The 26150-nt window shown below is 48.7% G+C and carries 23 protein-coding genes; 9 read left to right on the top strand and 14 right to left on the bottom strand.

Going from position 1 to position 26150, the window contains the following annotated elements; translation table 11 throughout:
• The first annotated feature begins 195 nt into the window (after positions 1 to 195).
• From B0475_RS03245 to yghU, 4 genes are all read left to right on the top strand, one after another.
• Positions 196 to 2112: a serine/threonine protein kinase gene (locus B0475_RS03245; RefSeq protein WP_157892667.1), complete on the top strand. Its 1917-nt coding sequence runs from the start codon at positions 196 to 198 to the stop codon at positions 2110 to 2112.
• On the top strand, positions 2078 to 3136 hold the full coding sequence (locus B0475_RS03250; protein WP_157892668.1) for a hypothetical protein: 1059 nt from the start codon (positions 2078 to 2080) through the stop codon (positions 3134 to 3136). Before B0475_RS03245 ends, B0475_RS03250 begins: the two co-directional genes overlap by 35 nt.
• A 2-nt stretch (positions 3137 to 3138) precedes the next feature.
• Complete coding sequence (locus B0475_RS03255) at positions 3139 to 4485, top strand: LysM peptidoglycan-binding domain-containing protein (protein ID WP_077410003.1); 1347 nt, start codon at positions 3139 to 3141, stop codon at positions 4483 to 4485.
• Positions 4486 to 4722: 237 nt separating this feature from the next.
• Positions 4723 to 5589 (top strand): glutathione-dependent disulfide-bond oxidoreductase, encoded by an 867-nt coding sequence (gene yghU, locus B0475_RS03260; protein WP_077410004.1) that lies wholly within the window; start codon positions 4723 to 4725, stop codon positions 5587 to 5589.
• Between the two features lie 72 nt (positions 5590 to 5661).
• Here the strand turns inward: yghU and B0475_RS03265 are convergent, their stop codons facing one another.
• Positions 5662 to 6267 (bottom strand): hypothetical protein, encoded by a 606-nt coding sequence (locus tag B0475_RS03265; protein WP_077410005.1) that lies wholly within the window; start codon positions 6265 to 6267, stop codon positions 5662 to 5664.
• A 208-nt stretch (positions 6268 to 6475) separates the two neighbouring features.
• On the opposite strand from B0475_RS03265, the gene B0475_RS03270 reads away from it, so the two are divergent.
• Positions 6476 to 8221 (top strand): vWA domain-containing protein, encoded by a 1746-nt coding sequence (locus B0475_RS03270; protein WP_077410006.1) that lies wholly within the window; start codon positions 6476 to 6478, stop codon positions 8219 to 8221.
• A gap of 236 nt (positions 8222 to 8457) precedes the next feature.
• On the opposite strand, the gene lepB is transcribed toward B0475_RS03270, so the two are convergent.
• A complete protein-coding gene (lepB, locus tag B0475_RS03275) occupies positions 8458 to 9330 on the bottom strand; it encodes a signal peptidase I (protein ID WP_077410007.1) in 873 nt (290 codons plus the stop codon).
• A 207-nt stretch (positions 9331 to 9537) separates the two neighbouring features.
• Between lepB and B0475_RS03280 the strand changes: the two genes are divergently transcribed.
• Positions 9538 to 9789, top strand: a complete 252-nt coding sequence (locus tag B0475_RS03280) for a hypothetical protein (RefSeq protein WP_077410008.1) — start codon at positions 9538 to 9540, stop codon at positions 9787 to 9789.
• Positions 9790 to 9798: 9 nt separating this feature from the next.
• Here the strand turns inward: B0475_RS03280 and B0475_RS03285 are convergent, their stop codons facing one another.
• The 12 genes from B0475_RS03285 to B0475_RS03340 all read right to left on the bottom strand — a co-directional run bounded on the left by B0475_RS03285 (position 9799) and on the right by B0475_RS03340 (position 23126).
• Positions 9799 to 11025: an efflux RND transporter periplasmic adaptor subunit gene (locus tag B0475_RS03285; protein WP_077410009.1), complete on the bottom strand. Its 1227-nt coding sequence runs from the start codon at positions 11023 to 11025 to the stop codon at positions 9799 to 9801.
• A 4-nt stretch (positions 11026 to 11029) separates the two neighbouring features.
• The gene (locus tag B0475_RS03290) at positions 11030 to 13396 is read right to left on the bottom strand and encodes an ABC transporter permease (RefSeq protein ID WP_077410620.1); all 2367 of its coding nucleotides are present in this window, start codon (positions 13394 to 13396) and stop codon (positions 11030 to 11032) included.
• Positions 13396 to 14124, bottom strand: a complete 729-nt coding sequence (locus B0475_RS03295) for an ABC transporter ATP-binding protein (RefSeq protein WP_077410010.1) — start codon at positions 14122 to 14124, stop codon at positions 13396 to 13398. Before B0475_RS03295 ends, B0475_RS03290 begins: the two co-directional genes overlap by 1 nt.
• Before the next feature lie 214 nt (positions 14125 to 14338).
• On the bottom strand, positions 14339 to 15691 hold the full coding sequence (locus B0475_RS03300; protein ID WP_157892669.1) for a hypothetical protein: 1353 nt from the start codon (positions 15689 to 15691) through the stop codon (positions 14339 to 14341).
• 52 nt (positions 15692 to 15743) lie between these two features.
• A complete protein-coding gene (locus B0475_RS03305) occupies positions 15744 to 16442 on the bottom strand; it encodes a DNA alkylation repair protein (RefSeq protein ID WP_077410012.1) in 699 nt (232 codons plus the stop codon).
• A 165-nt stretch (positions 16443 to 16607) separates the two neighbouring features.
• Positions 16608 to 17474, bottom strand: coding sequence for an RluA family pseudouridine synthase (locus B0475_RS03310; RefSeq protein ID WP_077410013.1), 867 nt, complete (start codon positions 17472 to 17474; stop codon positions 16608 to 16610).
• Between the two features lie 17 nt (positions 17475 to 17491).
• Positions 17492 to 18280: an amidohydrolase gene (locus B0475_RS03315; RefSeq protein WP_077410014.1), complete on the bottom strand. Its 789-nt coding sequence runs from the start codon at positions 18278 to 18280 to the stop codon at positions 17492 to 17494.
• Positions 18268 to 19392, bottom strand: a complete 1125-nt coding sequence (locus tag B0475_RS03320) for a methionine aminotransferase (RefSeq protein ID WP_232781838.1) — start codon at positions 19390 to 19392, stop codon at positions 18268 to 18270. Before B0475_RS03320 ends, B0475_RS03315 begins: the two co-directional genes overlap by 13 nt.
• Positions 19393 to 19684: 292 nt before the next feature.
• A complete protein-coding gene (locus B0475_RS03325; RefSeq protein ID WP_077410016.1) occupies positions 19685 to 19972 on the bottom strand; it encodes a GIY-YIG nuclease family protein in 288 nt (95 codons plus the stop codon).
• 281 nt (positions 19973 to 20253) lie between these two features.
• A complete protein-coding gene (locus B0475_RS03330; RefSeq protein ID WP_198538092.1) occupies positions 20254 to 20784 on the bottom strand; it encodes a hypothetical protein in 531 nt (176 codons plus the stop codon).
• Positions 20785 to 20814: 30 nt separating this feature from the next.
• Positions 20815 to 22095, bottom strand: a complete 1281-nt coding sequence (locus B0475_RS03335; protein ID WP_157892671.1) for an NTP/NDP exchange transporter — start codon at positions 22093 to 22095, stop codon at positions 20815 to 20817.
• Positions 22096 to 22136: 41 nt separating this feature from the next.
• Entirely contained in the window at positions 22137 to 23126 is a 990-nt protein-coding gene (locus B0475_RS03340) for an SDR family oxidoreductase (RefSeq protein ID WP_198538093.1), read from the bottom strand.
• A gap of 237 nt (positions 23127 to 23363) precedes the next feature.
• Between B0475_RS03340 and B0475_RS03345 the strand changes: the two genes are divergently transcribed.
• The 3 genes from B0475_RS03345 to B0475_RS03355 all read left to right on the top strand — a co-directional run bounded on the left by B0475_RS03345 (position 23364) and on the right by B0475_RS03355 (position 26139).
• The gene (locus B0475_RS03345; RefSeq protein WP_198538094.1) at positions 23364 to 24446 is read left to right on the top strand and encodes a sensor histidine kinase; all 1083 of its coding nucleotides are present in this window, start codon (positions 23364 to 23366) and stop codon (positions 24444 to 24446) included.
• On the top strand, positions 24439 to 25152 hold the full coding sequence (locus B0475_RS03350; protein ID WP_198538095.1) for a LytR/AlgR family response regulator transcription factor: 714 nt from the start codon (positions 24439 to 24441) through the stop codon (positions 25150 to 25152). Before B0475_RS03345 ends, B0475_RS03350 begins: the two co-directional genes overlap by 8 nt.
• Positions 25153 to 25251: 99 nt before the next feature.
• Positions 25252 to 26139, top strand: a complete 888-nt coding sequence (locus B0475_RS03355) for a TraB/GumN family protein (RefSeq protein ID WP_077410021.1) — start codon at positions 25252 to 25254, stop codon at positions 26137 to 26139.
• The last annotated feature ends 11 nt before the right edge of the window (positions 26140 to 26150 follow it).

The raw sequence follows: 26150 nt of genomic DNA on the forward strand, positions 1-26150 counted from the left end.
TTCCTGACTGCATCAAATCGAACACCTGCTTGCGCTGTCTAACTGAGTCGGCGGGTCGAGCTGATCATCAGCGCTTCACCGAATAATGAATGGATTCTGTCATTCTGACTGGTGTCATCACAGTTTACAGTTGTTCACCTGCAAAAAGTCTGTTTGCAGCTAACATGTACGATTGTGAATTTTTAAGGCGGGAAATTGAATAATAAGTCAATCATGTTCTGGGTCGTTTTGACTTTGGTGGTGCTGGGTATCACACCATTTGTGCTTTCCTGGTATCAAATCAATCAATCCAAACAGGCCATCGTTGATCAGGCTCAAAAGAATCACCTGATCATATCCCGGGCAACCGCTGATCGAATCGAAACCACCATTCAGCAATACCATGCCTTGGCTGAAGCGCTGGGTAACCAGCCCAATGTTTATCTCAGGCCTGACTCAACAGAGGCCGCAGAAGCCATCAAAAACAGCCTTTCTTCTCAACCGGATGTTGAAGTCATGGCGGTGATGCTCAACAAACAAAGTGAACGCACATTGATACAAGTGGCACGCAAAGATGCGGCCAGCCCGGCAAGCACGCAACTACTGCATCACAACACAGGATATCTGCCTGTGATTGAACACACAAACGGCAACAAATACCTCCACATAGCTGTCCCGACGGCAAGACCCCAGGTTGATTTGGTGATGCTGATAAATATTGATTTCAGGCAAATGCTCGACCCCACCATTCTTGGCCAGGCTGCTAACATCAGCTTAGTTAACCAGCAAGGTGACATCCTGGAATTTGCCGGTGAGCAACCAGTCAACCTGCCCGAAGAATGGCTCAATTTATTTGCCACAGCCACTGTGATGGGTGGGGCAAACAGGGCATTCCAAAATGATGAACGCATGATTGCAGCTTTTGCCAAACTAGAGGACCTGCCCTGGTTCATCGTTTCAGAACAACCTGTTCAACTGGCCGAACATTCAGCCACCAAAATGCGGCAAACCGCTTGGCTGGTTTTTGGAGTTGTGTTGCTGGTGACCTCAGGATTGATCACATTGGCCTACCTCTCCTGGGTAAAACCATTGCGTCAGATCGTTAAAGCCCAAACTTCACTTTTAGGCAGCGATACTGACTCAGCCATATGGCGCGATGGCGAAGTGGCAGCGATCGAACACAGCTTTGAAGCATTGACCCGTCACATTATTGACCGAAACACCCTGGGTGAGGTTTTTGTTGATCGTTATCAGGTAATCAGCCCCATTGGCAAAGGCGGCATGGGATCAGTATTTCTGGGCTGGGACCCCAGACTGAAACGACAAGTGGCACTAAAAACCCTGCCCATTGGAGAAAACAGTGCATTTGACAGTCGCAAAATCATGAGTGAAACCTTGGTTCAGGAAGCCATCACTGCAGCCAAAATCTCACATCGCAACGTGGTATCCATTTACGATGTGGTCTCGACTGATACAACCGCATTTATAGCCATGGAATACATCAAAGGTGAATCATTATTCAGTTTGTTGTCCAGAAAAAAACACCTTAATCTGTCATTAACACTGGCCATTGCAGTGGCCACATTGAGGGGGCTGCATTCTGCGCATAAAATGGGGTTTGTGCACCGTGATGTAAAACCAGCCAACATCCTGTTGGACGTCAATGGTGACATCAAACTCACAGATTTTGGCACAACTGCCCTGCTCAGTAGCCTGACCCATGACTCCATCACCGGAACAGCCGCTTACATGGCACCGGAAACCCTCCGTACCGGACAAGTCAGTGAACGCAGTGACCTGTTCGCTGTGGGGGTAGTCATTGCTGAATGTTTGTTGGGGGTTAACCCATTCAAAGGAAAGAAACTGTCTCAAACAAGACAAAACATCATCAACAAAAACATTCAATTCCATAAGCAATTGATTCACAGCGGTTCACCTGAATTATTCAAGGTCATTCAACAACTGCTTAACAAAGACCCTGAAAAGAGACCAGTCAGTGCAGCCGATGCTGCACAACAGTTGGTCAAGCATATGCCTGGTGACATTCATTGGGATGCCAAATCTGCGGGTGTCATAGTCTTAAAAACTGAGAGCGATCATGAAAGCGATAAAACCCTTATTTCCCATCATTAGTCTGGTGGTCTTTAGCCAGGTGTCACAGGCCCGGGACTGGCCGCAAAGCGTGTCACACAAAACCGGTGACCAATGGTCACTGGATGGTCAGGTATTTCAACCGTTTAAGCAATACCCACGGGTTAAATCAACCGGTCGGTATGCTTTGCTGCGACTGTCTCCAGATGGCCAGTTAAGCACTGAATGGGTCAACCTGGAAGCTTCTGATCCCCCCCCGGAAAACATGCAACTGTTGGTTGATGATGTGGGGCCTGACATCATTACCACCTGGGATTCTGTGGTCGCTGATTCAACAGCCATTGTGATTGGGCCGAATTCGGCTTTAAACATACAGACATCAGATGGAGTGCTAAGTACGGTACAACTGGATGGGCAATCAGTCCCTCAATCTGACGGCGTATTGAACTTTACCAAACCCATCTCGCACATTAACCTGACCGCAACTGATGCCTTCAACAACATCACACAATGGAATCAATCAGTAACCAGTGATTTCCACGCACCGATTATCCACTGGCAGCCCTTGCCTCCTATGGTTAAAATCAAACAGCAATGGGTGGGGAAATCAATAGCTGACATCAAAGTATCAGGTACTGATCAACAGGCATTGCAGTGGTCACTGAATGCACAATCCATCGACCTGCCTGAAAATGGTCACCTCAGTGTGCAACCCAATGACATCCTCACCGCCACTGATGCACTGGGCAATTCCAGTCAACAAACCATCAACTGGCAAACAGACAACACCCCTCCACAAATTGTCATTAAAACAGCCGCCGGAGAAAGCACAGCAGAGCGCACCATTCACCTGAGTGTGAATGAATTGATGCAGGTGTATGTTCGTGATGAAGCACTGCAGGTTACAAGGCAAACTTATCAGGGCAAAAGCAGACACTGGAAACCACTACCCAAAAGCTTCAGATTCACCAGCAAAGGGCGGTACAGAATCAAAGTCAAGGCCAGTGATGAAGCTGGCAATTCGACTGAACAGACCCTCAACATCAAAGTCAAAAGGAGTCATTGATCATGAAAAAATTTAAATGGATGATGCTATTGGCATTTAACACAGCCATGGGTCAGTCAGAAGTCAAAGACATCACCATCAAACATCAGGTAAAAAGTGGCGAAACCCTGCACAGCATCACCCGCCAATACCTGGGAACTGATTTCCTCTGGCAAGAAAACTGGAAATTAAACCCGCAAATTGACAACCCCAATTTGTTGACCATCGGTGAAGAGCTGACAATCATCAAAGAACGCATCATACCTGCAGAAAAAGCCCGCATCATAGACACTGTCAACAGGGTTGAAAAGAAACCGGTAACCAGTGGCTGGAAGATCACACAACCTGGAGATGAATTGGTTCAGCAGGAAGGTGTCAGAACATATGAGCAATCGACTGCACTGTTGTCTTTTAACGATGAGTCTACGTTGAAAGTACTGGAGTTTTCTCAGGTTTTCCTAAAAAACCGCAGCACCACATTACGAGGAACCGACTCCGCCACCATTGAAGTGATTAAGGGGGATACCGAGTTAAACTGGGAACCCCTGGCAAAGCAACCCACAGACATCACCATCATGTTGGGTAGCACCATGTCAAAACCTCAATTGAGTCAGGGTAAAGCCACTGAATTACGGACCGGCTTAACTGCTGACGGTGATTCGGTCATCTCTGTGTACCAGGGCCAAAGTGCCGTTGAGTCTGCAGGCAATCAAGTTCAAGTTGAACAAGGCATGGGGGTGGCTGTAAAACAAGGAGAGGTGCCTCCACCGCCTCAACGCTTATTGCCTGCTCCGGTAATGAATCCTGACAATGCGGGCAGTTATACATATACCAACCCTGTCTTAAGTTGGGAACCAGTGTCAGGTGCGCATGATTACGTGATTGAGCTGTGTGCTGATGCCCAATGCCAGGTGGTCATTGATGAAACCAGACAAACCGAAAACAGCTGGCAGGACAAACAACCCCGAACAGCCGTTGATCACTATTTCCGGGTTGCAGCCAGATCAGCAGAAAAGCTGGTTGGCTATCGGTCAGAACCGCAAATGCTGCGTTTCTCCACTGACCAGATGGATCACAGCCCACCTTTGGTTGCGATCCAATTGTTGGGCCATAAAATAATCGGGGATCAGCAGATCATTATAGGTCCACAAGCCACCTGGCAAATCCACGTCATGGATGAACAATCAGGCATCTCAACGATTGAACACCGCTGGAATGATCAAGCCTGGAAGCCATGGTCAGGAGAACCGGTCAGCATGAATGACCTGAACGGGACTTATTGGATCAGGGTCAGTGATCAACTGAACAATGAAGCCATCAAATCTTATCACTTTGTTCGTTTATCTGAATCGCCGGATCACCAACGGTAACCAAGCATGACCTGGTGATTTTCATATGTTGATTTCATAGATTTTTAGTTCATCCATATCTACCAAACTATGAACATCAGAGCAGAAGATCATCAGGTTATCTCTGTCATTTTCCAATCAGTTTTTCACCCATATTTCAGCGCCTTCATCTAGAATAATGACAAGCCATGTATTTTTTTGCATGAAGTCTCTATTTATCCGGTCACTTGCAGAACAGACCACTCAGGACTAACCACAATGACAAAACCGAAGTATCAACCACCGAAAGTCTGGCAATGGAACAAAGCGTCAGGCGGTAAATTTGCCAACATCAACCGTCCGGTTTCCGGTGCCACTCATGAACAGACATTGCCCGTAGGCAAACACCCTTTTCAACTCTATTCACTGGCCACCCCCAACGGTGTCAAAGTGACCATCCTGTTTGAAGAACTGCTGGCTGCCGGTCATGCCGATGCCGAATACGATGCCTGGCTGATCGATATTTCTGAAGGTGACCAGTTCGGCAGTGGTTTTGTGGACATCAACCCCAATTCAAAAATCCCTGCACTCGTTGATCGTTCAGGAGGACAGCCTTTACGTGTGTTCGAGTCAGGCGCCATTTTGTTGCACCTGGCCGAACGCTTTGATGCTTTTATACCCAAAGATCCTGCCACCCGCACCGAATGCCTGAACTGGCTGTTCTGGCAAATGGGCAGCGCCCCCTATCTCGGCGGTGGCTTTGGACATTTCTACAGCTATGCTCCTGAGAAAATCGAATATTGCATCGATCGGTTCACCATGGAAGTCAAGCGTCAATTGGATGTGCTGGATCAACACCTGGACGGTAAACAATTCATTTGTGGTGATGAATACAGCATCGCCGACATGGCCATCTATCCCTGGTATGGTGCCCTTGTACTGGGCCGGCTGTATGATGCGGCTGAATTCATCGAAGCCCACGGCTACAAAAACGTGTTGCGCTGGGCCCAGGCAATCGATGACAAACCTGCCGTGGTCCGTGCGCGAAAAGTTAACCGCAGCTGGGGCCATCCGGCCGGTCAGTTACGGGAACGACATGATGCCAGTGATTTTGAACGACGTACCCAGGATAAACTCGAATCCTGAATTTGGGCCATTGCAGGACCCAAATGATGAAAGCCCGGTAAACCCGGGCCTTGATCATATTGATGGCAATATTTACTTGCCGTCGTTGTGCAGTTTTACCACACTGACCGCAGGAATGATGAAGATGGCAAAATGTTCATCATCAACCCAACAATTGTTTTTCCAGGCATGAAGAATGTCAGGTGAATTTTTGTTGATAAAATAATTTTCTGCAAAGTTAACCATAAAATCATATGGTCCATAGAAATACACCGAACCACCGTACAGGTAACCGCCATCGACCTGCCCTTGATTCCATCCAGCCCAGGTACAACTCGCGGGATCCTCTTTAACCCGCTCAAGAGGCTTGGAAAAACCACTGTGATACACTTCATGGGAATACCAGTGAGTTAATTCATTGGAACCTTTGAAATTACCTGTTGATTCAGAAATCAAGTAGACCAGGTTATCAGAAGTAAAGTATTCCGTACCAAAATGATCAATCACAAAACTGGCTGCATTACTGCGCATGAAATCATAAGCTTCGAATTCATATAAATATGAGCTGTATTCACGCGGCCAGCCATTACTGTAATAGCGGTCCACATAATTAGCCTGGAACTGATCCAGCCTGGCTTCAGCTGAAAACGCTGACAGCACGAGCATCAGCAGCATGATGGTTTTGTTGGTATTTTTCATTTTAATTTCCTTTTTTGTTGTGTGTTCACTTCTTAAAACGAAAAAAACGTTTGAATCTTATCAACAATATAACAATCAATGCCTCAAATCAGTCCATACTGAACACAGCCGTTTGCAAAATGTGATTGACTCAACAATTTCACAGATCTCTGTTGCAAGGCCGTTCTCACATCCATGACAATAGCCTTTTTTTAACTCAGGGGAGAAAATGAAAAACATATTATGGGCCACTTTGGCCATCACCAGCTTCAGCCAAAATGCCTTTGCAGAAAAACAAACCATGATCGTGTTTGATGCCTCAGGTTCCATGTGGGGACAAATCAATGGCCAGGCTAAAATAAGTATGGCGCGTGAAGCCATGAGCGAAATCAGTCAACAATTTACCGCTGATGATCAAGTCGGGCTGATGGTTTATGGCCATCGACAAAAAGGTGATTGTCAGGACATCGAATTGGTGGTACCCATTGGCTCTGACAATGCCAATGAGATCGTCAATCAGGTCAATCGCATCAAACCCAAAGGGAAAACACCCATCAGCCGGGCCCTGCAAATGGCCACCGATGCACTGAGAATAACCGAAAACACCGCTGAAGTTGTGCTGATCACAGATGGTCTGGAAACCTGTGACATGAACCCCTGTGAGGTGGCTGCAGAAGCCGAATCTTTGGGTATCGGTTTCACTGCCCATGTGATTGGCTTTGACCTCACCTCTGAGCAAGCTAAGCAGGTTTCATGCGTTGCCGACATCACCGGTGGTCGGTATTTACCTGCCAGTGATGCTGCCTCCCTGAATGCTGCATTGAATGCGGTGCTCATCGAAGATGAACCTCAACAAATGGCCCCAGAGCTACCCACTGCGACAATTGATCCACCGGTAGCAACACCCGCCATTGGCGCCACCTTTAAAGTCAATTGGACCGGTCCGGCGGGCGATGAGGACTACATTGATGTGGTCAACCCCGGTGATGAGCGGACCTATGCAGAGCTCAGCTACCAATGGGTCAAAAACGGTTCAAGCGCACAGCTCAAAGCACCCGGAGAGCCCGGTGAATATGAACTACGTTATATATGGCAAGGACCGGATAACAAACGACACATCCTCACCCGCACCACTTTTGAAGTCGTTGACAGTGACGTGGTACTGGACGCACCAGCGGCGGTGATGGCTGGTGAAAACTTTATCGTAGACTGGAGGGGTCCCAATGAACAGGGAGATTATGTGGACCTGGTGAAAGAAGGCAATGACCGCACTTATGGTGAGTTGAGCTATTTTTATACCAAAGTGGGTAGCCCTGGCACCATGACCGCTCCCACTGCGGCTGGCAATTATGACATCCGCTATGTGCTGGAAGCTGCTGATGGCCGTCAGGTTTTGCATCGGGTGTCGCTGGAAGTGAAACAACCAGCTGCCAACCTATCTTTTGAGCCGACTGCAGAAATTGGTGCTGATTTCACCGTTTACTGGAGCGGTCCGGATAACAAGAACGGCTATGTGGATTTGGTCAAGTCAGGCGATACCCGAACTTATGGTGAACTCAGTTATTTCTATCTCAAAGACAATCCGGAAAGCGGCACCTTGAAAGCCGCCATTGTACCCGGTACCTATGATGTCAGGCTGATCATTGAAAACGGCAAAGGTCAACGCTCAGCCATCGCCACGCAAAGCATTGAAATCTTGCCAGTGACCACCCAACTGGAAGCACCAGCCTCAGGCACTGCCGGCAGCCGGATCGATGTCAGCTGGCAGGGTCCCGGACGCGCAGGCGATTACATTGATCTGGTCAAACAAGCGGATACCAGGACTTATGGTGAGTTGAGCTATTTCTACACCAAAGACAATCCCGGTCAAGGCAGCCTCACCCTACCCGATCAACCCGGTACCTACACCATACGCTATGTCATCCAGGGTAAAACCCGCGGTATACTGACCACCCGTGACATCGTGGTTGAGTAACGATCAATTGACCACATCCGGTCTCACATCCGGATGTGATCTACACATAAACACGCAGCTTTACGGAAGATTTTCCTGACTTGTAATGGCAGTGTGGCTTGGTTTGAATGACTCGGCAGTGCTCACGGATGATTCGACACCTGGGGGGATGATCTGCTTATCTGAAATGTGTTCATCATTAGCCAAAGCCAATCAACACGGCATTTAAATGACATGCCCTGTATCTGATGTCTACTTCACCGCCCCACGACCCGGCCAATTAAATGGTTTGCCGGTACCAGCCCCCAAATGCGGCTGTCCGAAGAGTTGTCACGGTTATCACCCAGCACAAAATAGTGACCCTTGGGCACTTTGACATCGGTGAATTTAAAATTCCTGAAATGGTCGGTGTTCATATACATAACCTGATATCGCCGGTCTCCCAGCACTTCTTCGTAGACCGTTGTTCTGCCCTGATCCTGGTGTACCTTCAGCCAAACCACTTTACCATTGATGAACAGCCGGTTATCGATGAACTGTACATGATCACCGGGCAAACCGACCACTCGTTTGACATACATATCTGATGGGTTGGGCGGGTACTGAAACACCACCACATCACCGGCTTGGACCTGACAATCATCAGTGGGTTGCTGTTGCTTGATGACAAACCCAAAGTATTGATGGTTTCCACATCCCCATTTATTGACCTTAAAAATATCACCGGTATGGATGGTTGGCATCATGCTTTCTGATGGCATTCTAAAATATTGCAGCACAAAAGTATTGATCAAAAAGTGAGGAATGAACAACAGTAAAAACAGCCCTGTTATGGCATACCAATGACTGTACCAGGGACGTTCACTTTTGGATTGACCACTCAGGTAATAGGCATGTATAGCCGCCATCAATGGCAACACCCAGGACAATGCCTTGATATCAGGTTGAAAGAAAATGCCAGGAAAGCTAAAAGCTGTTGAGATCAAGGCAGTTAAAAGTATCACATAAAATGTCAGCCAACGAAGTTTGCCTATATACATCATCCCCAAAGGAATAAACAAAAATGTCAGCAACACTGCCAGCCATCGCTTTGGTTGCCAGTCGCTCATCACTTCTTCCTTATCATTCATATTTGTCTTGGTTAATTGTATTGGTGCTTAAATCCATGTAGAAAACAGTCATCAGGCCATCTGTCACCAGAGACATTCAATCGATATCTTTATCTGCAAGACCAGATGTGTTCTTATCATAAACGCTAACGCTGGACTTGTGTGTTCCAAAATCCATTTGATTAAGTTTGTTGCTCGATACAACATGAAACTGCTACGCTATGGGACATGGCCAAACCCAACAAAAAAGCACCCACAGCCACAGTGGACGTTTATTGCAGCCAATGCAAAACCCAGCTGTACACCTACCGCAAAGGCGGTAAAGGGTCGCTGGTCAAATGTTTCAAAGAACGCATCAGCAAGGACTTCACCAACACACCTGGCGTGTGCCCGGGCTGTGAACAAAGCTTTGCCCGGGATACGCTGATACGTGGCACCCCGGCTTTTAAGATGATTGGTGGCAAAGTGTTTTGCAAATAACCGGTCAATTCATCTGGATTCAATCAGTTCCTCTCGAGAAACCACCCTGACACCATCAACAATCTGATTTCCAGGATTGAGGATGATGGTGTTATTGACTTGCAAACCGGCAGTCACTTCAGCTGATAATTGATTACTCAGCCCCAATTGTATGATCTGTTGCCTGGCGACTCCGGACTGGACCTGAAACACCGCCCATTGTTCACCCACCCTGAATAAAGCACCGATGGGTACAGTCAGGACATCATTGAGCTCAGCAATGATGATTTTCACATCAACCTGAAACCCATGACCCAGTTTATCCCAATCAGCTGGCGGGCTGAGAAAATCGGCAATCACATTGACCCGCTGTTCTTCAATACCCAACGCTGAGACTTTGGTGAAGCCGATGGGCTCAATGCGGGTCACCCGTGCCCTGAGCTGATGATCCCCGCCCCAGTTGTTGATCAGTACCAGCTGGCCAGGTTCAACCTGCACAGCATCAGAGGACAACAATTCAATGACCACTTCCAACTTACCGGTGTTACCGATTTCCATGATTGGCGTGCCCACATTCACCACCCCTTCACTTTTATGCAGGATACGCAGGATGTGACCATCCACGGGGGCTTTGATGTCCAGACAATCACATATTCCGTGTAAAATCTGGGTGGCTGTGGGCGACAGCAAGGCTGCATTGGCACGTTCTGCTTCAAAATTACGCATTTGTAGTGCGGCCTGTGCTGTGGCCACGGCAGCCCGCCTGGTTTTGTAGCCTTTTTCAGCCATTTCCAACTCCCGATCTGAAATCGCCCCGCTGATTGATAATTCACGCATTCGGGCCAGTTCATTGAAGGCAAAATCCAGTTCAGCCTGAGCCTGACTGACTTCCGCTTCAGCCAGTTGTCTGGCAGATTCTGCAGCCTGCACATCGGCTTTGGCCTGCGCTTCACTGCGGGGGTCCAGAAACCCAGGATCCAGGGGTTCAATCTGCGCCACAGTGGTTGCTGACATGGTCACAGCGTCACCCACATGTGCATCCACCCGTTTCAACCTTCCGGTTACCGGAGCTGACAGGGTATAAATGTCATGCACCTGAGTTTTACCTTCTTCACGGATGCTGATGATCAATTGTTCAGGTTCTACCACATGCCAGTCAACCATGACTGCACGGGGTTTGAAGGCATACACCAAACCAATCAGCAACACAGCTGATACGAAGCCCCAGAACAGGGTTTTACGGTTTATATTTTTCATCACATCATTCTCTTGTTTTGAGTACTTTGATCAAATCAAGCCGCCGCACGCGGCCAGAGATCAGGGTAAAAGACAACATCGCTGCCAACAGCACAATGATCATTGACCAGGCTATGGTGGCCTCACTGATAACCAGTGGTACGCGGAATAATTCGGTATCAAAGGCCGCCGCCATTGACCACACCAGCCCCCAGCCTACCAGGCTACCCAGCAACAGACCCAGCAGAATCAACAGCGTCACTTCTCCCAGCAACACATAACTGGTCTCACCGTGGGTAAAACCCAGCACCCGCAGGGTGGCCAGTTCCCTGCCCCGTTCTGACAAAGCAATTCGTGTGCTGTTGTAGGTGACCCCAAAGGCCACCATACCAGCCAGCACGATGAACATGGTGATGAACACCATCAAGTGTTCGACCAGGGTTTCATTGAAGGCATCCAGTGCTGCTTGTTTGACCATCACCGAACTGACCATGGGGGTGTTTTTCAGGGCATAAAACAAATCAGCGGCTTGCAGTGAATCGGTTTTCAAGTTGGCAAACTGAAACAGTTCGCCATCCATCAACAGGCGATTCATGGCTGTCAGGTTGGCATATGCAGCCATACCCAAATAGGTTTCCACTGTATCCACCACCGGGATCAACAGGCTTGGACGACGACCTTCCAGTACATCGATCCTCACCAGATCCCCCTTACTGACCTGTAGTTTTTCAGCCAGCCGCTCAGCCAGTATCAGCCCCTCATCCGGCACCGGTACCGATTGACGCGCTGCATCATCATAAATGCTTTGCAGCTGGTTATCCGCTGCCATCGCGGTGATGCTGCCCCGGTGGCTGCGGTGTTCAGAGCGCAGATCGGCACTGATGTAACGCACTGGCTCTGCCCGCATCACACCGGGTAAATGCTCCAGATCATGCAGGGCACGTAATTTTTTTGGTTCTGCCAGACCAACCATCAAATCCTGTTTTTGGGCCTCAAAGAAATTCACCTGAGCCAGCAAGCCCAGTGAGTCATTCCATTGCAGGGTCATCACGATCAATCCCATAGAAAAGGCCATGCCGGTGCTGGTCAGGAATGACCGCAACGGCCAGCGACCAATCTGTCTGAAGGCAATGCGGGTGGGCTGATCCAACCATTGGGTCACCCAGCTTTTGGAAAACAAACCATGTTGATAATTTGGCGGTGCTGGTGGCGACATGGCCACCGCGGGTGGCAGTTGCACCACTTTGCTGACCGCCCCCATGGCACCAGCCAAAGCCCCCGCCACGCTGATCAGACCACCGAGTAAAAAGGATTGCATGCCAGGTTGGTAAACCAGTAATGGAAAACGAAACAAATCGGCGTACATTTGGGTGTTGTAACGACCCAGCATCAGGCCAAGCAGGCTGCCAAGTGTGATGCCCAACAAACAAATGACCACCACCATTTTTAAATAATGCCAGCTGACCTGCAGCTGGGAATAACCAAAGGCTTTGAGTAAGCCGATTTCGGTGCGTTCAGTGGCGATCAGCCGCGACAGAATCATGTGAGTCAGAAAAACCGAAACCGCTAAAAAGATGGATGGCAAAATGGTCGCCATGGTTTTTTGCTGGGCGATCTCATTCATCACAAACCAATTGGAAATCTGATCTTTGCGTTCAATGGCACTGATGCCACCAAAGGGTGCCAGCAAAACATCCAGCTGGTCCAGGATCGGATTGATGCTGGCCTGATGTTCTACTGTCAGCGTCAGGTCATTGAAAGCAGATTCAAGGTCGAATGCCGACGCCATGGCTTTGCGTCCCATCCACATCACCGCAAAACGCTGATCATCGGGTAGCAACATACCGGGTCCCAGACTGTAAATGTGTTCCGGTGACAAGGCAATGGCCTTGATTCTGAATGGTTTTTTCCGACCATTGAGGATCAGACTGATGACGTCATCGATGGCCAGCCCATGGGCTTCAGCAAAAGGCTCATTGATGATCACTTCATCGGTGGCCTGTGATGACAACCAACTGCCCTTGCGCAAAACCAATTGATTGAGGTTCGGCTGACGATCCTCAGGTACCGAACTCAACAGACCAATCACCGGTTCAGAAAATCCGGTCACATCCACGGTGGTGTAGCGGGTGATGCGGGTTTGTATGGTTTGCACCCCGGGTATGTCCCGAATTTGTGCAGTCAGCTTTTCCGGTGCGCGCTTGACCTGCGCAAACACATCAGCAAACCGATAGCGTTCATAATAAGCTGCTGACGTCTCTTCGAGTGCCTCAATGGTTGATAAGGACATCACCAGCGTGGCGATGCCTGAGGCAATCACCATGGCAATGGCAATGACCTGGCCTTTGATGGTCCACAACACGCGAAACAGTTTGCGATCCAATACCTTCATCACCATTCCAGTTGGCTGGCCGGCAGGCGCTGTTGATTGACGTCAATGCCGGCAATTTGGCCATCAGACAAGTAAATGATGCGGTCTGCCATCTGACCGACCACCGCATTGTGAGTGATCACTGCAGTGGTGGTGCCTAATTCCTGATTGATGTTTTCAATGGCTTGCAACACCATGATCCCGGTTTGCATGTCCAAAGCACCGGTTGGTTCGTCGCACAACAGAATGTCCGGTTGTTTGGCGATCGCCCGGGCAATCGCAATGCGCTGTTGTTCGCCACCTGAGAGTTGAGCCGGAAAATGATTCATTCGCTCAGTGAGTCCCACCAGGTCCAGGGCTTTGGCCGGATCGAGTGCGTCAGGAGTGATCTCGGTGACCAGGGCCACATTTTCCAGTGCAGTCAGACTGGGAATCAAGTTGTAAAACTGAAACACAAAGCCGACATGATCCCGTCGAAAACGGGTCAGTGCTTTGTCATTGGCATGACTGATGTCGTGATCTGCGTAAATCACCTTACCTTCAGTAGGCACATCCAATCCGCCAAGGATGTTCAACAGAGTCGACTTACCACTGCCCGACGCACCTAATAACACCACCATTTCATTGGCATATAAATCAAAATCCACCCCGCGTAACGCCCAAACATCAATCGCACCTGTGTGGTAAACCTTGGTCAGCTTTCGTGCTGACAGCACAGTTTTTGTGGATTGTTTTTTTACAGTGGTCAAGGGTCAGCTCCAGCATGATCATTGCTTTCATTGTACCCTCCTGTACTGACAGAAAACTTGATATGGCTCAATTTAGCGGCTGAAAAACTTCAGCTTCAAGCATGGATCATGCATAAGTCCTGCCATTAACCAGTGGCCATATCCAGAATGATCAAATCACTCAAATGGCCAATATCAGCTGCTCAAGCCATCAATTGCTGAGATCAGCATCGATTCAATTGTGATTAAAACCATCTGCAAAAATGAATTCGGCAGGATTGATCTCAACCACTAATGTGCCATTCAAACCATTGGCTCCGGCATTACTCCAACGTATTTTCAAGGGGCTTAACGGGTCCAGCCTTGTAGCATTGAAAAACAGGTTTTGGGTACCGGATTCGGTGGCTGGAACATCAATCACAACTTGTTCGCCAGGAGCCAGCGAAGACAAATCGCCGGCACATCCTTCACTGGTGCAGACCGTAACCGGATACGGGCTATGGGCCACGCCGGTGTTTTCCACCGTTACGGCCAGGTGATCTGCATCCAGCCTGGCCGCTGCCCTGGCGGTGAATTTATAACCCATCAATTGAGATGCCGCGAGCAATTGTGCCGTTGAAAACTGACCGCTGGTAAAGGCCGGTGAACCCAACATGTAATTCAAGCCAATCCGCAAAGCCTGGTCATCCAGGGATTCTCCATTGCCACAGTCATGAGGTGGGGTGACCCAGGAACCATCACTGTTGCATCCCGTCCAGAAGGCTTCCCCTCCCCAACCATGCTGTTTATGCAAAGCCAACTGAGCAGTTGGTATCACTTCCTGTCGCCAGTTGAGCGCATCATTGTGGTTGGCGATCAACAGACTGTCGTCAAAGAAACTGAACCGTTCTCCATCCAATGAGGTATCACCACTGCCAAAAAAGCCATGCGCCTGGGTGGCATCCAGCGACAATGCCGTGAGCAGACTGTCCTGGGTATTGCCAAACCCATTGATGTATCGACTGATCATGGTTTCCTGAAAAGCTGAAGAAGGAAAACTGCTGGCAGTGTATGGCCCACCATCAAGGTGATGTTCTCCCCACAGTCCTGCCAGCCCCATTTGTATGTAAGCGATTCGCTGATCATCTTTATAGCGCACAGCAAAAGCATCAATGAATTTCAGGATACAGTTTTGCACCGTTATTTCTGCCCAATCGGGGTTTTGATATGTATCTGAGTCATAAAGAAAGTCATTGGTTAACATATCAGACGGGGCAAAATCACCGGATCCGTAACCTGGACCGAACACCACAGGACGCAAGATGGCCTGATGACCCCGGCCATCCACCCGGCTGAGGAAATCATCCACTGATGACCAGTCAAAGCCTCCTGAACACAACGGCAATACATCACTCAAACCAATAAAAGCCCACTCCATGGACAGCACATCACTGTTCTGGCTGGTTTCCCAGGCCACGCCACCGGTGAACGGATTGACGAAATCGTGGTCGGCGAAGACCCATGGAGGTCCACCCTGGTTTGCCAATATTGGGGTCGACGTTAAAAGACACGCGATGATAAATATGAATCGATTGTGTATGGTTTTCATGTCGCTCTGTTGCCGTTTAATGTTATGCATTGTCAATGAATCCTGTTGGTCGTCATATACCCAGTTTATTCTTCAGGTAATCACTGGTCAGGTGTTTGCTGATGTCCATTGGATCACATTGGGTTTTACCAGACTCCACCGGAATCGGGCCCATGCGCCTGGCCACTTTCAAAGCCGCCTGATTCAGGGACTTGTTGCATTTACCCATGCCCATCAAGGCGCTGCCCATGGACAGGTGCACCGATGGATCTTCGGTCTTAAAAGTGTCATCGATGTGATTGATATACCACATAAAATAATCCTCATCCGGAGCCGATTTTTTACTTGATTTGGACAACTCGTAAACAAACCCATAAGCACACCGACGCCGCACGGAATCTTCACTGAGGACCCACTGTCTGGCCACCTGATCCACCTCAGCCGTTTTCGCCACCGGTGCTCCACAGGCTGAATAGACATGTACCATCATACCAAAATCCACATCTTCGACCTGAGTTTCCATCTGTTCGCGGGTGATCAGTTTAGGGTCATCTGTCAACACCCCCAGCACCTTGGCATCATAATTGTCAGTATCCCAAAGCTGTTGTGCCAATGTATGGTCTTTGCCTACCTGCTTGGCCAGTTTACGCAACACCGTAAGACCAATGCCAAAACTGGAATAAGGGCTGTCAGGATACATCTCCTCCCAGTTTTTGATGCCTCGTTCATTTTGGTACTCTTGGAGTAATGCCATCACATCGGTTTTGTTCATCTTCAGCTTCCGGTTATCGAATATTTAAAAAGCTTATCTCAAAACACGCTGGAATGCGATGGATTGTGATTCCTGTTGTATTTTGAGTGACATCAGCCTTCTGAATGATGCCGTGGACTGAAGTCCACGCTCCCAAATCGACTGCAGCCAATATCGCTGTTAAACTCAAATAATTTGATCCAGGATAAGACGCTGATCATCCCTGACCACAAAAGCGCGCGATTCACCGGTCATCGGACAGGTGAAAGAAAGACTCACCGCCTGAAGATGTAAATCAATCCCATCCTGCTCACCTTCACCATAAAGGCGATCACCGATGATCGGGAAATCCAGCCCACGGAGGTGTTTGCGAATTTGGTGCTTGCGCCCGGTGAGCAGTTGCACATCCAGCAAGCAGGCATTCTCGGATTGTGATGCCAGCGAAAACACAGTTGTGGCTTCTTTGCCATCAACTGGTTTGTTGACCTGTAGAGGCGAGCCATGGACCGAAAAGTCACCACGAACAATGGCCTGATAGCGCTTGTCCACCTGACCTGCCGCAAACAACTCACTGAAGGCCCGGGCCGAACGCTTGGAGTGACACAGGATCATCAATCCGGTGGTCGCCCGATCCAAGCGATGGACCAGATGCACCGGACGTGGTGCATGATCGGTGATTTCAGGTAGGTTGACTTCAACCCAGCGGGCCATGGCAGAAAAATCCCCCCAACGGCTGCCCTGACAGGCCAGCCCAAACGGCTTAAACCAAATGCTGTAATCACCCAGGTCACTGACCAACTGAGGTTCAGGCACCCATTGATCCAAAATCCTGGGATTGTAATTCAGCAGTAATTCATCACCAACCCGCAAGGCCTTCCCTGCCCGACGCAGTCGCTTTTGTCCCTTGCCACGCCGCAACCAAACCGCTCCCTTGTGCATGGCTTCTTTGAGTTTTGCCTGAGGTAATCCTGAAGCAACTGCCAGAATTTTTGAAGCCTTCTGATCTTGTTGCCCATCGCAGATGGTGATTTGAACCTCAATAATGTCAGTCATCAATCATTCAACAGTCATCAATTCAGCACAAAATCATCCGCATCGAGATAAGCCGGAAAGCTTTCTTTGTAGCGTTCCAATTCTGAAAAATCCAGTTCAGCAACAACCACGCCGGCTTTGTCATCAACGGCTGTAGCGACCGGTTCACCCACATAATCCAGCACCACCGTTCCACCAGAATGTGCCACCCCAAGACCATCAGCACCAACCCGGTTCACACCAATCACAAAAGCCTGATTTTCCATCGCCCGGGCTTTGAGCAAGGTGTCCCAGACATGACGCCTGGCGGCCGGCCAATTGGCCACATTCACCAATAATTCGTAGTCCTGTTGGTTGCGTTGCCAGACTGGAAACCTGAGGTCATAACAAACTTGAGGAAATATTCTTATGCCTTTGATATCAAATACCTTTCTATCATTCCCCTGGACCACGTAATCGCCTTCATTACCCAGGCGAAACAGGTGGCGCTTGTCATAATACTCCACTGCACCATCCGGCCATACCCAGTAAAAACGGTTGGCTTTTTTATCAGCTTGTCTGACAAATACGGAACCGGCCACCACACATCCATATTGGCTGGCCATCTGTTTGAGCCAAAACAGATCTTCACCCCCGTCATCGGTGACCGACACCGCCGGATCAGTGGTACAGAATCCGGTGGAAAAAGTTTCTGGCAACAGCAGCAGGTCAATGTGCTGATGTTCATTGAACACAGCAGAAATCATGTGCTCGAGGGTGCTGAAGTTGGCTGACTTATCCCGCCAACTGATGTCATACTGGATGGCCGCGACTGTTAAAGTTGACACAACAGCTCCGCCGCTTTTTGTAGGGTTGCATCATCTTTGGCAAAACACAAACGAACCACTTGGTGTTTGCGGTGGTATGCATCCAGGGTTTCAGCCTGATAAAACGGGCTCAGCGGGATTGCCGCCACGCCAATTTCTTTGGTCAGCCAATGACAGAAATCTGTGTCTTTCAGGTCTGAAACGGCCGCATAATCCAGCAACACAAAGTAGGTACCTTTGGCCGGCAACACCTCAAATCGTGACGGTTCCAGGGCTTGAATCAGCACGTCTCGTTTGCGTTGATAAAACGGCCCCAGTTCATCGATATGCGTTGGATGGCTTTTGAGCATTTCCGTGATGGCAAATTGGGCCGGGGTGAACGAACAGAAGGTCACATATTGATGTATCTTCCTGAATTCTGCCGTCATGGCTTCGGGGGCCACACAATAACCCATTTTCCAGCCGGTACAATGAAAGGTTTTACCAAAGCTGGAGATCACAAACGCACGGGCAAACAACTCAGGATAAGCCAATACACTTTCATGCCGCTCGCCATCAAAAGTGATGTGTTCATACACTTCATCACTGATCACATAAAGATCATGGGCCAAAACAATGTTTTGTAAGCTTTCCATATCTGCCTTCGACAACAAGGTTCCTGTCGGGTTGTGTGGACTGTTGATCACAATCGCCCGGGTTCGGTCATTGATGATGGCCCTCACTTGCTGCCAATCAATCGCATAGTCCGGGGCATGCATCGCGATGTGCCGGCAATGACCCCCGGCCAGTTCCACCGCAGGTTCATAAGAGTCATAGGCCGGATCAAATACAATCACCTCATCACCAGGTCGCACCAGGGCCTGAAATGCCACCCACAGGGCTTCAGTGGCTCCTGATGTGACGGTCACTGTCTGCATGGGATTCAACGCTTCGGCGTCTGCCTGCCGGTACCTGCGCTCAATCAGGGCACCAATTTGCTGTAACAAGTCAGGCAAACCCATCGACGGACAATATTGATTTTTACCAGCCGCAATCGCCTCACTGATGGCTTGTTTCAAAAACTCAGGTGTATCAAACTCAGGAAAACCCTGTGATAGATTAATCGCCGCATGTTTTGCTGCCAGCAGCGACATTTCGGTGAAAATACTGGTTCCCACATGGGGTAATTTGGATTGAAATTCAGCCACGCATATATCCTGCAGAAAAGTGATCAATAGTTTAACTGATTTCCAACAGCCGTGGAATCTCTCCACACAAAGCATAAACACCCGCCACCCTTGAAGATTGTTTCACGCCGTCTGCTGGATTCTAAAGACACTGGGTTTTGGTTTTCGCCACAATGACAGGCAAAGGCCTGTTTGTGCGCTGAAAATCTATCCAACCACCGTCGGACCGAACCGGGTTCGGAAACCAGCGTCTTGCCATTCAACTCAACTCAGTGTACAAATCCCGCCAAAGCGGGTTCAACTGCTCAATCAAATGAACTTTCCATGAACGCTTCCAGTTTTTAAGCTGCTTTTCACGTCTGATGGCTTTTTCAATCGAAGCATGTGCTTCGTAATAGACCAACATGTGGGTTTTGGATTGACAGGTGAAACCACTGATCACTCCCATTTTGTGTTGACATACCCGCAAGTCTAACTGGTTCGTGACGCCGATACAGATCGTACCATTCCTTCTATTGGCCATGATATACACACAAGGCTGCTTCATTGATTACCTCCATTTTCAAAGACACTGGGTTGTGACTTTCACCACAATCACGAGGTTAGATTTTCCATGATCAAGGTGGCTGATCGCTATGGACAATCTGAACACCCCATGTCAGATAAATTCCATACCAACGAATAAACACACACATCGTCATCCAGGACATCACTGCCATCACTTCATGTTCATACTGCACCATGCCATCCCTGGCAAAAATCCGGGTCTCGGTGTGTTTTATTCTCAGCGGGGGTGTTCACGCCACTGATGATCAGGCATTCATCAACTCACTCAATGGACCACTGATAGGCCTTATCATACGGACTAAATACTGCAATTTTCCAGGCCCCATCCACCCGTACCAACACATATAAAGACAAGGTTTCATAAACCACCTCACCCTGGCTGTTGGTGGCCACTCCAACGTTATTGGCCAGGATTTTGTGTTCGCTCAACGGCATGAGGTTGACTTCCTGCCAGGTCAGTTTGACTGCACCTTTGGCTTCCAGTTGTTGTACAAAACCATCAAAGCCACGGGTTAGATCAGCCCTGGTTGGCAGTAAAAACGGCGGATTATTAACCGGTAACATGATGAATGGATCATGGATCAGTGTTGACAATGACTCAATGAATGCAGCAGTTTGTGCTGGTTTGCCAAACCGTTGATTGTAGGCATCAAGGTAATGATCAAAAAACACCCTGGCCTCCTCAATACCCGTCAGTGGTGAATCTGAACGACTGTTTGACTGAGCGTTGATACCTGGAACGGACATCAACAATGACATATATATAATTGATTTTAATGATTTAAATAACATGTTTTTTCCTGTAGAAATGTAAAAAGAACATCAAGCCTGCTGATCAGCAACTGCCTTGACGGTGTATCCGTTTGCCTGATTGGTTTGCTGGTGTTCAAAGCACCTGCCCAGGTAAATCCCGGCACCCGCCCAGATCGCCGCCAACATCGAACCAATCAGTGACATGCCCAATAAGCCCAGGCCCAAACCATCAGTCAACAGCGCAAACAAAGAGGCACTGACCGCATCACCACCCCGATAAACCACCACATCGATCACCGGTTTGGCTTTGTATCGTTCATCTTGAGTGACCTGGGTGAAGAGCATTTCTCTGCCCGGACGGGTGATGGCATAATTACCCACCCGTCTGGTAACCTGGATCGCCAACAACACCACCACTGCCGGTGCAATCGCCAGAATCAGTAAACCCAGGCACATCAACAGCGGCACACTGGCCAGGGTCAGGCCCATACCCAAACGACGGACCATGCGTCCGGTGAGGGCAAAGGCAAACACAAAGGTCAGTACATTGACCAACCAATCGATGCCGCCCAGAATCCGTGTCCGGTCAGCCCGGCTGAAATCAGCCAACAGGTTTTTCTGTTGAAAATACACAAAGCCATTGAGTAACACATACAACACAATAAAAACTGCGATCAGCAACAGATAACGGTTATTCAGCACAGCAGTAAAGCCACTCCACCAGGAATCGGTCATGCCAGGTTGATCCCGACCTTCATTGATGATCGCTCCCGTTTGTCTGGCTGAACCGGTTCGACTGAGATAAAGCACCAAAGGAATCACCATCAACAACCCCATCGCTGACAACAGCATCAGATTGGCTGCTCCCAGTGTCCCGGCAAATATGGTCGGAATCGCCGGACCGATGATGGCCCCGGCACTGGCCCCTGCCCCGATAAATGGAAACAAGCGCTTGCCTTGATTTTTGCTGAAGGTCTCACTCATGAAACTCCAGAACACCGATAAGTTCAGTAAGCTGAAAGCCGTCACCCAAAGGTAAAAAGCCTTCTCCACCAGGATGGGATCACTCATGGTCTGGGTGATCAGATAAAACATCAGAAATGACAACGCGAACAGACCGTATACCATCGGCACCACCTGCTTGAAGCTGATCCTGGAGATGCACCAGCAGTACAGCATCACAATTCCGCTGCTGATAAAGAACTGGATGTTCCACAACAGACTCACTTCCGTATCTGACCAGTCACTGGCCATGGCATCCCTGACCGGCCGCAACACAAAATACACCGCCATTAACAGAAACACCATGGCAAATGCGGCATAAGCAGACCGTTGTTCAGCTGGCTTCATGAGCGTCACCAAGGCAATCTTTTGTTTGATGGTTGAGCCCATCACTCTGCACCCAAAAACTGTTCGACGGTCTTGAGCAACACGTCTGAAGCCATTGGAAAGCGCTGGCCCTGGTTGATCTCGACCAACCGTTTGGCCAGTTGCCGGATGGTCATGTCCGCTTCGGCCTGGTTGGGCGTGACCAGATAGCGAAATTGCGGGCGCTCAGTGGTCATGAAATCCACCACTGCTTCAGCCACCGGTATAGGCGCCGCATGGTGTGAACGATCGCTTTGGGTGAATCCCGCAAAGCGCTCTATTTCATCACGAAACCGGGTCGGATGAGCCCCCTGATCGATCTGTTCCAATCGTTTGGCCATGTTCTTCATGATGTTGGAGCGAAAATTGCCGGGCTCCACCACACTGACCGCCACGTTGAATTTATGCAATTCACTGGCCAGGGCTTCTGAATAGGCCTCCACCGCAAATTTAGACATCCCATAGGGGCCGAACAACCGACCTGAAAACAAGCCAGCCACAGAACCAATGGTGGTGATCCGCCCTTGTCGTTCAATGATCATCGGGGCAAAGGCTTTGGTCACCCGGTAAGGACCCATGACATTGACATCCATGATGAATCGCATGTCCTGCTCACTGACTTCAATCAGTGGGTCAAACAGAAACACCCCGGCGTTGTTCACCAGCCCATACAAACCGCGACCGCCCTGCTCAATCAAAGTCAGAGCCGCATCAATGTCACTTTGCCGTGTCACATCCAAACGAATTCCCTGCACATTATCCAACTCACTCAATACTTCGATGTCATGGTCTTTTCTGGCACCGGCATAGACAAAAAAGCCCTGATCTGCCAGTGTCATGGTGATTTGTTTACCGATGCCTGAACTGGCCCCGGTGACCAAAACCGCCCTGCCTGCTCCAATGGGCTGGCCCTTGTGAGATGCCATATCCAATGTGTATCCATTGTCTGAATAGCTCAGCGAGAACAAAAATAATGCACACATAAACAGTTGCAGCTTGATTAAATGATTCATGATTAACTCCGGTTATGAACGAATGAGTGTCAGCATAGCCAGCCAAAGCCCGGCGAAAGCAGAAAGTCGACCAACCCATTGAAGTCTGCTATCAACCATGAAGTTGCGTAAAAATCCGGATTCATCGACAAAAAACAACGGTTGGTCGACTTGTCCAACCTATTGATTAATTTCAACGCAGTCCTGAGGAGTTTTTCAGCTATACTTGAGTCGGTTTAAACTCTTCAGCCTGGTAAATTGATAGCCGAATACAAACCCAAATTCATGCTGCAACTGCTGTTCTGGACAGCGGTCTTCATGATCAACCTCGGTCCGGAGTGGCAACGACTCTCCGGCATTCGGGAAGCCATAGAGGTTGGTGGCCTGACCACTGTGCTGCAGGGATTGCTGTATGTACTGGCACATAACCTGTGGGTACCCAGATTACTGAATAAAGAAAAAATCGCGCTGTTTTTCCTGGCTTTCTTGCTTTCAGCCTTGTTCGCCGCTGAACTGTATATCCTGGTCAGTTACCTGTACCTGGAACCAGCTTATCCGCTCACTTATGGCGCTTTTTATCTCGACAAACTGGCTGATTACTCACTGCTGGAAAGACTGGGCTTTTCATTTCTGATCAAATACATCCTGTTGTCCAAACTCCCCACATTGTCGTTTCCTGCAGTGATCCTTATTGCAGTCAGCTTTTATCAACAACAAAAACAGCTGCTGGCCCTGAAACAACAAAAACAAGAAGCCGAATTGAATGCCCTGAAAAACCAACTCAACCCACACTTCATCTTCAATACCCTGAACAACATCTATTCCATGGCCATTAATGGCTCAACACACACCGCCGAAGCCATTGCTAAACTATCCGGGATCTTTGATTATGTGCTTTACCAGTGCAATGAACGTTATGTGTCTCTGACGGCTGAAATAGACATGATCAACAACTACATTGCCCTGGAAAGCCTGCGCTATGGTGACCGGGTTCAGGTCAGCTTTCATCACAACACCAAAAACACCTCAGCCAAAGTGGCCCCCTTACTGTACTTGTCACTGGTAGAGAATGCTTTCAAACACGGTGCCAGCCAAGCGTTGAATCAGGCTGAGATCGACATCGACATCAACGCAGATGATCATTGTGTCACATTCAACATCCGCAACACCAAACCCAATCATCCGGGTATCTCCCAAGCCAAAACGGCCATTGGTTCAGACAACCTCAAAAAACAACTGGAACTGTTGTATCCCGGGGTGTATCAATTACACATCAATGAAACCGATACCGAATATTTCGTCTCCCTTGAACTCCCCAGCAGAGGTGGCGACGGTGGCTGAATCAACGATTAAGTGCCTGATTGTGGATGATGAAAAACTGGCCCGTGATTTGATCGAGGCCCATCTGCAGCAGCTCACTGACTTTGAACTGGTGGCTTCTTGTGCCAGTGCCATTGAAGCCAGTCTATATTTAACCGATCATGACATTGATCTGTTGTTTCTGGACATTGAAATGCCGGTGCTCAAAGGCACCGATTTTTACCACAGCCTGAGCCACAAACCCAGTGTCATATTCACCACCGCTTACCGCGAATACGCGATCGATGGATTTGAGCTGGAAGCCGTGGATTACTTGCTCAAACCCATCACCTTTGCCCGTTTTTTCAAAGCCATTGAGCGATTCAAAAACAGCAGAAAAGTCCATACATCCGTCACCCAACAAACCGAATCAACACCTGAATACATCTTTATCCGCAGCAACCGCAAGTCGATCAAAATTAATTACCATGACATCAGGTACATTCAGGGACTCAAAGACTACCTGCAAATCCACACCAACAGCGGTACCTGCATCACCAAAACCACCCTCAAAGCCCTGCTCAGCAGTTTGCCTTCACAATTCATTCAGGTGCACCGTTCCTATATCGTTAACCGAGACCACATCACTGCATACACCAACCATGACATTGAATTGGGAGAAACTGAAGTGCCCATTGGTGAGACCCATCAAAGCCGCATCAAACAATGGCTTCAGGATTTGGCATAACGAAGCGAATCACCTACAATGAAGCGTATGCTGCTGAATGAACCAACAAACACATTCATCGGTGACAATGCTGACTGTTAATCACATGGAAATTTTTATATGGAATCAATCATTAAAACATCTGCCTTTTTGCTGTTATCCTTCTTCACCACCCTGACCATCGCTGACAATCAAGGGGAAAGCTCATTGCTTTGGAAAATCAGTGGCCCGGATTTACCACAACCCTCATACATCCTGGGCACCATACACATCATGTGTGCAGCCGATCGCAAAGCTGATCCCAGGTTGGCATCAACCATGAACCAGGTGGAACAATTGATTGTTGAACTCACCGTTGACACCCCTGAAAAAAATGCTCGGATGATGTCGGCCATGGTTAACGACCAACCCCTTGTGGAGCGACTTTCATCAATTCAATATGCACAACTCAGTGAAATCATTGAAAAGCACACTGATTTTGACATCAAACTGTTCAATAACATGGAAATGTTTGCCATTTCAGCAGCCCTGTTGGTCAGCAGTTTTGACTGTCCGATCGTTGGTGTAGAGGAAGGATTGGAAGCCATGGCCAAAGAAAAAGATATGCCCATTGGTGAACTTGAATCAATCGAAGAACAAATTTCCGTGCTCAAAGCAATGGAGCCACCCAAACGTGATGGCGCCTGGACAGAACAAGAAATGAAAGCTTTTGGCATGTTACCGGACATGTTCCAGGCCATCCTCAGTGCATATTATTCAGAAGACATCGACGCCATTTACCAGTTAATCATTGAGCAGTTGCAAATGGCCGAAAACAGTGCCGAACTGAGTGACGCAGTACTGGACGCCAGAAATATGAAATGGGTGGCTAAAATGCCTGCCATCATGGAAAAAAAGCCCACTTTATTTGCTGTGGGTGCCGGCCACCTGGGTGGGCCAAACGGCGTAATTAATCTGCTCAAAAAAGCTGGGTTCGAAATCACTCCAGTTTACCAAGCCACTCCATGATTCCAGAATAA

The sequence above is a fragment of the Marinicella sediminis genome, assembly GCF_002000055.1.
GTDB classification, from domain to species: domain Bacteria; phylum Pseudomonadota; class Gammaproteobacteria; order Xanthomonadales; family Marinicellaceae; genus Marinicella; species Marinicella sediminis.

What these genes read in the sequence shown, in the direction of transcription:
- B0475_RS03250 (WP_157892668.1), top strand. Translation starts at nt 2,078, where the DNA reads ATGAAAGCGATAAAACCCTTATTTCCCATCATTAGTCTGGTGGTCTTT.
- B0475_RS03255 (WP_077410003.1), top strand. Translation starts at nt 3,139, where the DNA reads ATGAAAAAATTTAAATGGATGATGCTATTGGCATTTAACACAGCCATG.
- yghU (WP_077410004.1), top strand. Translation starts at nt 4,723, where the DNA reads ATGACAAAACCGAAGTATCAACCACCGAAAGTCTGGCAATGGAACAAA.
- B0475_RS03265 (WP_077410005.1), bottom strand. Translation starts at nt 6,267, where the DNA reads ATGAAAAATACCAACAAAACCATCATGCTGCTGATGCTCGTGCTGTCA.
- B0475_RS03270 (WP_077410006.1), top strand. Translation starts at nt 6,476, where the DNA reads ATGAAAAACATATTATGGGCCACTTTGGCCATCACCAGCTTCAGCCAA.
- lepB (WP_077410007.1), bottom strand. Translation starts at nt 9,330, where the DNA reads ATGAATGATAAGGAAGAAGTGATGAGCGACTGGCAACCAAAGCGATGG.
- B0475_RS03280 (WP_077410008.1), top strand. Translation starts at nt 9,538, where the DNA reads ATGGCCAAACCCAACAAAAAAGCACCCACAGCCACAGTGGACGTTTAT.
- B0475_RS03285 (WP_077410009.1), bottom strand. Translation starts at nt 11,025, where the DNA reads ATGAAAAATATAAACCGTAAAACCCTGTTCTGGGGCTTCGTATCAGCT.
- B0475_RS03290 (WP_077410620.1), bottom strand. Translation starts at nt 13,396, where the DNA reads ATGAAGGTATTGGATCGCAAACTGTTTCGCGTGTTGTGGACCATCAAA.
- B0475_RS03300 (WP_157892669.1), bottom strand. Translation starts at nt 15,691, where the DNA reads ATGAAAACCATACACAATCGATTCATATTTATCATCGCGTGTCTTTTA.
- B0475_RS03305 (WP_077410012.1), bottom strand. Translation starts at nt 16,442, where the DNA reads ATGAACAAAACCGATGTGATGGCATTACTCCAAGAGTACCAAAATGAA.
- B0475_RS03310 (WP_077410013.1), bottom strand. Translation starts at nt 17,474, where the DNA reads ATGACTGACATTATTGAGGTTCAAATCACCATCTGCGATGGGCAACAA.
- B0475_RS03320 (WP_232781838.1), bottom strand. Translation starts at nt 19,392, where the DNA reads ATGTCGCTGCTGGCAGCAAAACATGCGGCGATTAATCTATCACAGGGT.
- B0475_RS03325 (WP_077410016.1), bottom strand. Translation starts at nt 19,972, where the DNA reads ATGAAGCAGCCTTGTGTGTATATCATGGCCAATAGAAGGAATGGTACG.
- B0475_RS03330 (WP_198538092.1), bottom strand. Translation starts at nt 20,784, where the DNA reads ATGTTATTTAAATCATTAAAATCAATTATATATATGTCATTGTTGATG.
- B0475_RS03335 (WP_157892671.1), bottom strand. Translation starts at nt 22,095, where the DNA reads ATGAAGCCAGCTGAACAACGGTCTGCTTATGCCGCATTTGCCATGGTG.
- B0475_RS03340 (WP_198538093.1), bottom strand. Translation starts at nt 23,126, where the DNA reads ATGAATCATTTAATCAAGCTGCAACTGTTTATGTGTGCATTATTTTTG.
- B0475_RS03355 (WP_077410021.1), top strand. Translation starts at nt 25,252, where the DNA reads ATGGAATCAATCATTAAAACATCTGCCTTTTTGCTGTTATCCTTCTTC.